Below are 7,355 nucleotides of genomic sequence, written 5' to 3'. Positions count from 1 at the left end.
TAGGTAATTTTTAAGGATATTTTATTTTAAAATCATTATAATATAAATACTAAACAATTTCAAAGGAATATTATGATGGAGACTTTAATCTACGCTATACTTGCCATACTTATTATCGGAGTTATTTTGTATCTTTTTAACTCAAAATCTGACAATATAGACAACTGCCATAGAGAATCAGAGGCAACGCATGAGTTGCATATAGATAAAAAAGAGTCAAATAGTGAAAACCTATCAATGGATAAAGATGGTAAAAAACCTGAACAGCTAGAAGAGCCAAGAGATGGAGCTAAAGATAATCTACAACTTATTAAGGGTGTGGGAAAGGTTATGGAGGGAGTGTTAAACGAGAATGGTATCTACCATTTCGACCAAATTGCAAACTGGACAGATGAAGAGATAAAATGGATGAACAGTACAATCTATTTTCCAGGCAAGATAGAGAGGGAAGATTGGAGAGGACAAGCTAAAGATTTAGCAGAGGGTAAAAGTACCGAATACTCCAAAAGAGTTGCAAAAAAACATTAATCAAACTTTTATAAAAATAGACTAAAAACTCTTTTTAGTCTATTATTCACATACAATCACATGTAAGAATAGACCACATATAACTTTTTCAACACTTTTTATATATAAATTAGGAATATTTTAGTTAAATAATATTATAATTGGATAAATTATTACACTAAAAATAATATTTATAAACAGGAGTTAATATGTTCGAATCAACACCAATTATTATAATAACTGTTATCATTTTATCTGCACTAATTGGAGGTATTATTGGTAATATTCTTTCTCGAGTATCATATCAATGTGCTGACGATGATATAGATAGTGAAACAACTCATACTTTTCATGTTGATGGGGCAACAGGTATAGTCTCTGATGCTACATCCATAAAATATCATAAATAATTTAATATCTCCAAGAGCAGATTAGGGGTCTGCCCCTACTCTTACAGCAACTATGCTATAATCTCAACAAATTAACATAAAGAAAATAGATGAGACTCAACAAATATATCTCACACAACAGCAGATACTCACGCCGTGATGCCGATAAGCTGATTGATGCTGGTGAAGTTACTGTAAATAGGCAGAAGATAGAGGATTTTAGTTATAGTGTACAAGAGGGTGACCATGTTGCTATCAAAGGTATGCCTATCAAAGAGAGAACAGAACTTACCATGATTGTATATAATAAACCAAAAGGAACGCTTGTTACTAAAAAGGATGATAGAGGAAGAACAACTATCTATCATAAACTTCCTGGTAAATTTAGACATTTTATCCCTGTAGGACGACTGGATTATGCTTCAGAGGGGATACTGTTTATGACCGACTCACCAAAAGTTGCTGATGTACTAATGAGTAGTGGACTGGATAGAACCTATAATATCAAGATAGATAAACCTTTGACAAGCGAGATGAAAGAGGCTATGCAAGAGGGTTTAGTGCTTGATGATGCTAGAGCAGGTGGGCATGAAAATAGTAAAATATATAGTATGGAGTTTGCACCTTTTGTCAACTATGAGATTAGAGGTGTTAGTAACAACTTTACCAAACTTAGAGTGACTATAGCAGAGGGAAAAAATAGAGAGCTTAGACGCTTTTTTGGTCACTTTGAGGCCAATATTTTGGACTTAAAGAGAGTCGCTTTTGGAGGGATAGAGCTAAACAATCTACCAACAAATAAGACTAGATACTTCACTCGTAGAGAGTATGATGACCTACATAAGTATCTAAAAGAGGTTAGACGACTAGAAGATGAGGTAAAAGATACTGCTATAAACCAAGAGAAGCAACTAAAAGAGCATAATAAGAAAAAATGATACTTTAATCCAAATGAACCTAGCACAAAAATACCGTCCATTAAAACTAGACGAAATCATAGGTCAAAATCACCTTATAGGAAAAGAAGCAACTCTTCGTATACTTATAGAGAGAGATGCCCTACTCCACTCTTTTCTATATGGTCCCCCAGGTACGGGGAAAACCACACTTGCTAGAGTTATTGCAAAAAAGCTAAAACGACCCTTTTATGAGCTAAATGCTACTACTATAAAGATAGATGAGCTACGAAAAATTTTCAAAACCTATCAAAATGCACTAGAGAAACCTCTGATATTTATAGATGAAGTGCATCGCCTTAGCAAAAATCAACAAGAGGTTCTGCTACCTTTTATGGAGAACAACTCGGCACTTATTATCGGTGCTTCTACAGAAAACCCTTACTACTCACTCACCTCGGCTATGCGTTCTAGGTCTCATCTTTTTGAGCTAAAGAGTATAGATGATAACTCTCTAAATAGATACCTAGAGAAGATTATGGAAAAAGAGAGTATAGAGATTGACAGTGAATCCAAAGCTTTTTTAATAAGCTCATCAGGAGGTGATGCAAGAGCGATGTTAAATCTGTTGGAGTCTGCTATAGCACTTGGTAGAGATGTTACTATAGAGAGACTAAAATCTATTCGCCCCTATGCGATGCAACAAGGTTCATCAGAGGCTGATTCTCACTATGACTTGACCTCTGCTATGATTAAGTCTATAAGAGGTTCTGATGTTGATGCAGGAGTCTACTATCTTGCCAGACTTATTAATGGAGGTGAACCGCCAGAGTTTATCGCGAGACGACTTGCTATCTTGGCAAGTGAAGATGTGGGAAATGCCAATCCAAATGCTCTCAATCTCTCTGCCTCAACGCTAACCATAGTTAAGCAGATAGGTTACCCAGAGGCTAGAATTCCTCTAGCTCAACTGGTGGTATATTTGGCCTCTTCTCCAAAATCTAATAGCTCTTATGTGGCAATAAATGATGCTTTAAAGTCTATACAAGATGGAGATATACACCCTATTCCCTCTCATATCAAAACTCATGCCAAAGATTATCTCTATCCACACAGTTTTGGTGGTTGGGTTAAGCAAAACTACCTTAGTAAACCGATGAGATTTTATAAAAGTTCAAATATAGGATTTGAGAAAAATTTAGATGAGTGGTTGAGGAGAATTAAAAATGTTCATTAGACTTTTAAAAAAACTATTTATGGTGCTAATTGCACTCTCTATGTTGATTGTCTCTCTATCTATGTGGCGATATCAAGGGGATACTCATGGATTAAAAATAGAAGCGTACCAATCTTCTGTTCGCTATCAAGATGATCTCTATAATATAGCATGGGCTATGAGTATCGGAACCAATGTGATAGATACCAATATAGTTAAAATGAGAGAGATAAACCTCTATGATATACCCTTTAGGATGATAAATTTCCATACATATAAGCGGCACCCAAGTGAGTCGATAATCTATCGTCTTGTACAATTTGATGAGCGAAAAAAATCCATACCTGCTAATAAGACCAAAACTTATAGAGTCTCTAAAGGTATCTGGCTTAGTAAACATCTAAATATCAAAGATGCTATAAATCATAATCTAATAAACTCATACTATGGAAATGAATACAGAGGTATAGATAGTGCTTCTTTGGGCTATTTTGGTAAAACTGTCTATCAACTAAATATATATGAACTGCTTATGCTTGAAAGCATATCCTATGCTCCTACACATTTAAATCCGAAAAAATATCCAAAGAGATTACTAAAAAGAGTAAATAGTTCGATAGAACAATTAAAAAAAATCTTTCCTAAAAAGTATACAACTCTTCAGACTATAGAGAGACTGCCACCCTTTTTATAATAGATATCTTTCAAAACTAGGAACCGATGGCTTCAGCCTCGTTATATTCGGGACTAAAGTCTCCGATTCCAAATGAGTTTTTCATGAAGTCTAATGAAATTTGTTTATTATAGCTAAACTATATTATAAAAATATGTGGTAATATTAAAAATTAATTTTAAAATAGAGGAGAATTTGATGAAAAAAATAGGATTAGCTCTTATAGCTTTAGTTGTGATTATCGGTATCTACTATACCACGCTAGGTTCAACACAGATAGTTGATGAGATGAAAAAAGAGGTCAACAGAGAGTTGACAGAGGCTAAAAAGTCAGGATTTGTCATAGAGGATAGAGAGATTAAAGAGAATAGAGAACGATTTATTATTGACTTTAATGATACTAAGAAGATAACAAACTATCTAAAAGAGGAGAGTCGTGGTATAAGTGAGAGTGATATAGAACTCCTCAAAGGTCTGAAAGTTGCTGTAGAGATTGAGTACATGCCTACGACCAAAGATGCCATCGCTTTGGATATATACCCTGTAACTCTGCCAGAGTTTATCTATCTAGGGCTTAAAGGTGAAGATAAGAAGATTGAGGAAGTAAATAAGATGGTTAAAGATAGACTCCTCTTGGTGCATGTCAATATCAACAAACTGCTCTCTGGATTTGATGGTTATATGAAAGATATTGATATGAGTGATGATGATGGTAATTTCAAGATGAAAGGTTTTGTATTTGATGGAGAGATAGAAGATGAGAATATAAAAAACCTCAACCAGAAGATTCAAGAGATGTCGTATGAGGTTCCAAGCCAATTAAAAATGGGCTTATCTAACCTAAAGGTTTTTGTATCCAATCCTATAGATAGAAACTACAATAACAACTCTAACTATACTCTGGAGTCATTAAAAATAAAAAGTGAGAACAATGAGAGCTTCTCTTTGGCGATAAATAACATCTCTGGCTCATCCCAAGACACTCAAAAAGGTAAACTGGCTAATGGTATCGCTGACCTGAATATCGTTTCGATTGACTATGATGCTAATGGTGATAAAACGCTACTTAACAATATAAAGCTAGATATGAAGATGAATAATATAGATATGGATGCGATTTTAGAGCTAGAAGAGATGTTATCAAACAGTGCAGAGAATAATTTCTCTATTGAACAGATGATACCGCTGATAAAGAAGATAGTCTCAGATGATATATCGCTAGATATTCCCAATATATCACTAGATAAAATCACTCAAAATGGAAAAACATTTGATGGATTCAAGCTACAAATATCAACAAAAGTAGATAAGAAGTTTGACTGGAAACTTGCAGAGAGTGACCCACTTGCCATGACCAATATATTTGATGCAAAAATGAATATTGAAGCTTCCAATGAGCTTGTGGATATTATCTCTAGCAATCCACAAGCAATGATGATGATGATGGTAATGCAACCTGTTGAGAAGAGTGGAAAAAAACATTATGATATTGAGTTTACTAAAGGTTCACTCAAAATAAATGGCAAACCTTTTATGTAGGTTATAACATAATCCCAATATCATCAATAATATGGTCAACAAGTGATTTGCCACACAAATCTACTTTTGACCTCTCAAAAGCCAAGCATTTGTCACTAATTGGCACATTGCCTCGCTCGTAAAATCGAATGTTGTAGTTTTTATCTCTAACAGTAATCGCTTCACCATTGTTGATGATATGAGGAGAGAATGGAATATCTATAATCCCACTTTTTATAGAGTTGAAAACCTGTCGCCAAAGAGTATCAGCAGAATCGTTAAATACAGCTTCCATAATATCATCTACCATTTCGGTTAGATTCTCCTCCTCTTCCTCATCTGTAATACTGGGAATACCTCTTAACATATTTAGGGTATATTGAGTATTTCTAACAGCACTTGCATTTACCTCTTTTGTAGGAATTCCAAATGCCTCATCTCTAGTTTTGGTAATCATCTTATCAGCCCTAATCATAGAAGCGATAACTGTAGAGGTGTTGATAAGAGAATCAGAGAACTCTTTATCTCTAGGAAAAGCCCCCATCCATTGGTGGTAGACAAGGTGAATATCTGCATCACCACAGCCGATTTTATTAGCATATTTTCTTGCCATCTTTTTGATAACATTGGAGCTAACAATATCTTGTGACATAGAACCAGTTTGTGAAAAACTTACAGAGAATGATTTGACACCCTCTTCAAGTGAGAGTAGCATCTCTAAAAGCTGAATGACAATAACAATAGCAGGTGGCTGAAGTGTCGCCGATAAAGGTCCAAATGACTCTCTATTGATTGGTTCATTGAGTTCTGAGTACTCTGCACAGACTCTCTCTACATATTTCCAATAGAGAAAGGCTTTATCAAGTGGAAAATTTTTAGAGTATGGAAGCAGATAGGTAATTGGACCACCCTCTATCTCAAAAATTCCAGAAGCCAAAGCTACCTCTATAAGCAGTCGTGCATCAGGTGTTCCATGTCGCAAACTTATTGGGGTATCGTAGTGCGTTACCATCTTTCTAGTGGTTCTATAGCCATGATTAATCAGAGGATAACCATTGAGCATATTTTCATCATTCTCTTCTGATAGAGCCAACATCTTTTTTGCCATCTCATAGTCATTGAGTCGTGTATTGCTATCAATAGTTAGTGGCAGTACATCTACACCTGCATTTGTAAACTCTCCATAAAGCTCAAAAACTTTATCATAAGTGGGAAATCCACCACGAGGTTGTACTAGAATTTTGTTTGAGTTTTTAAACTTGTGGGAGATAAAAAGATTTTTACTAGCACCTGCGATAAACTCTTTTATCTCATCAAAATCAAAACTGTCAGTATATGGTGTTCTTGTGATTATATTTCTCTCGGTCTGAAACATTATATAGACTCCTTTAAGGCAACTTCAATAGTATCAAGTCCCTCATTTAAATCTATCTGATGAAATACCAAGTCATATCCATAAGCCTTATATTTAGGCACTATCTCCTCTTGAGTAGCTTCTCCTACACTAAGGTTCCCACCAATAGCAAATAGTACACCATCTAAATCAAATCTGCTTTTGTGAAATAGTAAATCTCGACTCCAACCCTCTGCTTCACCATTGAGTGATGAAATCAATAACAAATCGGCATCAGTCTCTATAACTGCATCTATGAACTCTTCAAGATAGGTGTTTACCCCCAAATTAAACACCTCAAATCCTCTATCTCTTAGGGAAATTTCTATGAGCCGATTGGCTACAACATGAATATCATTCCCTACAACACCTGTGACAACTCTCATCTATCTACCTTGTTTTAGTGATGAAATTTTATCGGATATTGTTTAATGTTTGATAACTCTGTTTAATTCCGTAAAAACAGGAGGTGGATTCGCATCATAAAAGAATAACCCCAATCCAAAAAAAGAGTATAATAACAATAAAATAGAAGTATAAGAGAAAACATGAGTAAATTTTTAACAAAAAAAATACTAAAAAGATTTACTAATAAACATTCAACAGAACCTAAAAAGAAATCAAATATAATATATATACCTATAAATTTTAATATTTTTATACACTCTGAAGATTCTCATTATGAGAAAATTGAGAGAAGTCTAGTGAATATTTCAGAAAATTTTACAAAAGGACTCTTTACTTTTTTTGATAAAGAGTTTAT

Annotated in this window: 9 protein-coding genes; 7 read left to right on the top strand and 2 right to left on the bottom strand. The window is 34.4% G+C overall.

Features of this window, described 5'->3' with window-relative positions:
- Nucleotides 1-72 precede the first annotated feature (72 nt).
- From GSY74_RS09425 to GSY74_RS09400, 6 genes are all read left to right on the top strand, one after another.
- On the top strand, nucleotides 73-528 hold the full coding sequence (locus GSY74_RS09425) for a hypothetical protein (protein ID WP_164664850.1): 456 nt from the start codon (nucleotides 73-75) through the stop codon (nucleotides 526-528).
- A 188-nt stretch (nucleotides 529-716) separates the two neighbouring features.
- Nucleotides 717-917 carry a hypothetical protein gene (locus GSY74_RS09420; protein WP_164664849.1) on the top strand — a complete coding sequence of 67 codons (201 nt, stop codon included), beginning with the start codon at nucleotides 717-719 and terminating at the stop codon, nucleotides 915-917.
- 89 nt (nucleotides 918-1,006) lie between these two features.
- Nucleotides 1,007-1,834 carry a pseudouridine synthase gene (locus tag GSY74_RS09415; RefSeq protein WP_164664848.1) on the top strand — a complete coding sequence of 276 codons (828 nt, stop codon included), beginning with the start codon at nucleotides 1,007-1,009 and terminating at the stop codon, nucleotides 1,832-1,834.
- 13 nt (nucleotides 1,835-1,847) lie between these two features.
- Complete coding sequence (locus GSY74_RS09410) at nucleotides 1,848-3,029, top strand: replication-associated recombination protein A (protein ID WP_164664847.1); 1,182 nt, start codon at nucleotides 1,848-1,850, stop codon at nucleotides 3,027-3,029.
- Nucleotides 3,019-3,702, top strand: a complete 684-nt coding sequence (locus tag GSY74_RS09405) for a transglycosylase domain-containing protein (RefSeq protein ID WP_164664846.1) — start codon at nucleotides 3,019-3,021, stop codon at nucleotides 3,700-3,702. Before GSY74_RS09410 ends, GSY74_RS09405 begins: the two co-directional genes overlap by 11 nt.
- Before the next feature lie 177 nt (nucleotides 3,703-3,879).
- Nucleotides 3,880-5,220, top strand: a complete 1,341-nt coding sequence (locus tag GSY74_RS09400; RefSeq protein ID WP_164664845.1) for a YdgA family protein — start codon at nucleotides 3,880-3,882, stop codon at nucleotides 5,218-5,220.
- Between the two features lies 1 nt (nucleotide 5,221).
- On the opposite strand, the gene GSY74_RS09395 is transcribed toward GSY74_RS09400, so the two are convergent.
- Both GSY74_RS09395 and glmS read right to left on the bottom strand, forming a co-directional pair.
- The gene (locus GSY74_RS09395; protein ID WP_164664844.1) at nucleotides 5,222-6,574 is read right to left on the bottom strand and encodes a methylaspartate mutase; all 1,353 of its coding nucleotides are present in this window, start codon (nucleotides 6,572-6,574) and stop codon (nucleotides 5,222-5,224) included.
- The gene (glmS, locus tag GSY74_RS09390) at nucleotides 6,574-6,978 is read right to left on the bottom strand and encodes a methylaspartate mutase subunit S (protein ID WP_164664843.1); all 405 of its coding nucleotides are present in this window, start codon (nucleotides 6,976-6,978) and stop codon (nucleotides 6,574-6,576) included. Before glmS ends, GSY74_RS09395 begins: the two co-directional genes overlap by 1 nt.
- Before the next feature lie 162 nt (nucleotides 6,979-7,140).
- Between glmS and GSY74_RS10800 the strand changes: the two genes are divergently transcribed.
- On the top strand, nucleotides 7,141-7,355 hold a 215-nt coding region (locus GSY74_RS10800), incomplete at its 3' end, for a hypothetical protein (protein WP_223157524.1).

It is taken from the genome of Sulfurovum sp. bin170 (assembly GCF_010892395.1).
GTDB lineage: Bacteria > Campylobacterota > Campylobacteria > Campylobacterales > Sulfurovaceae > UBA1140.
The sequence above is the reverse complement of the archived record's forward strand: the minus strand, read 5'-3'. Positions and strand labels throughout refer to the sequence as shown.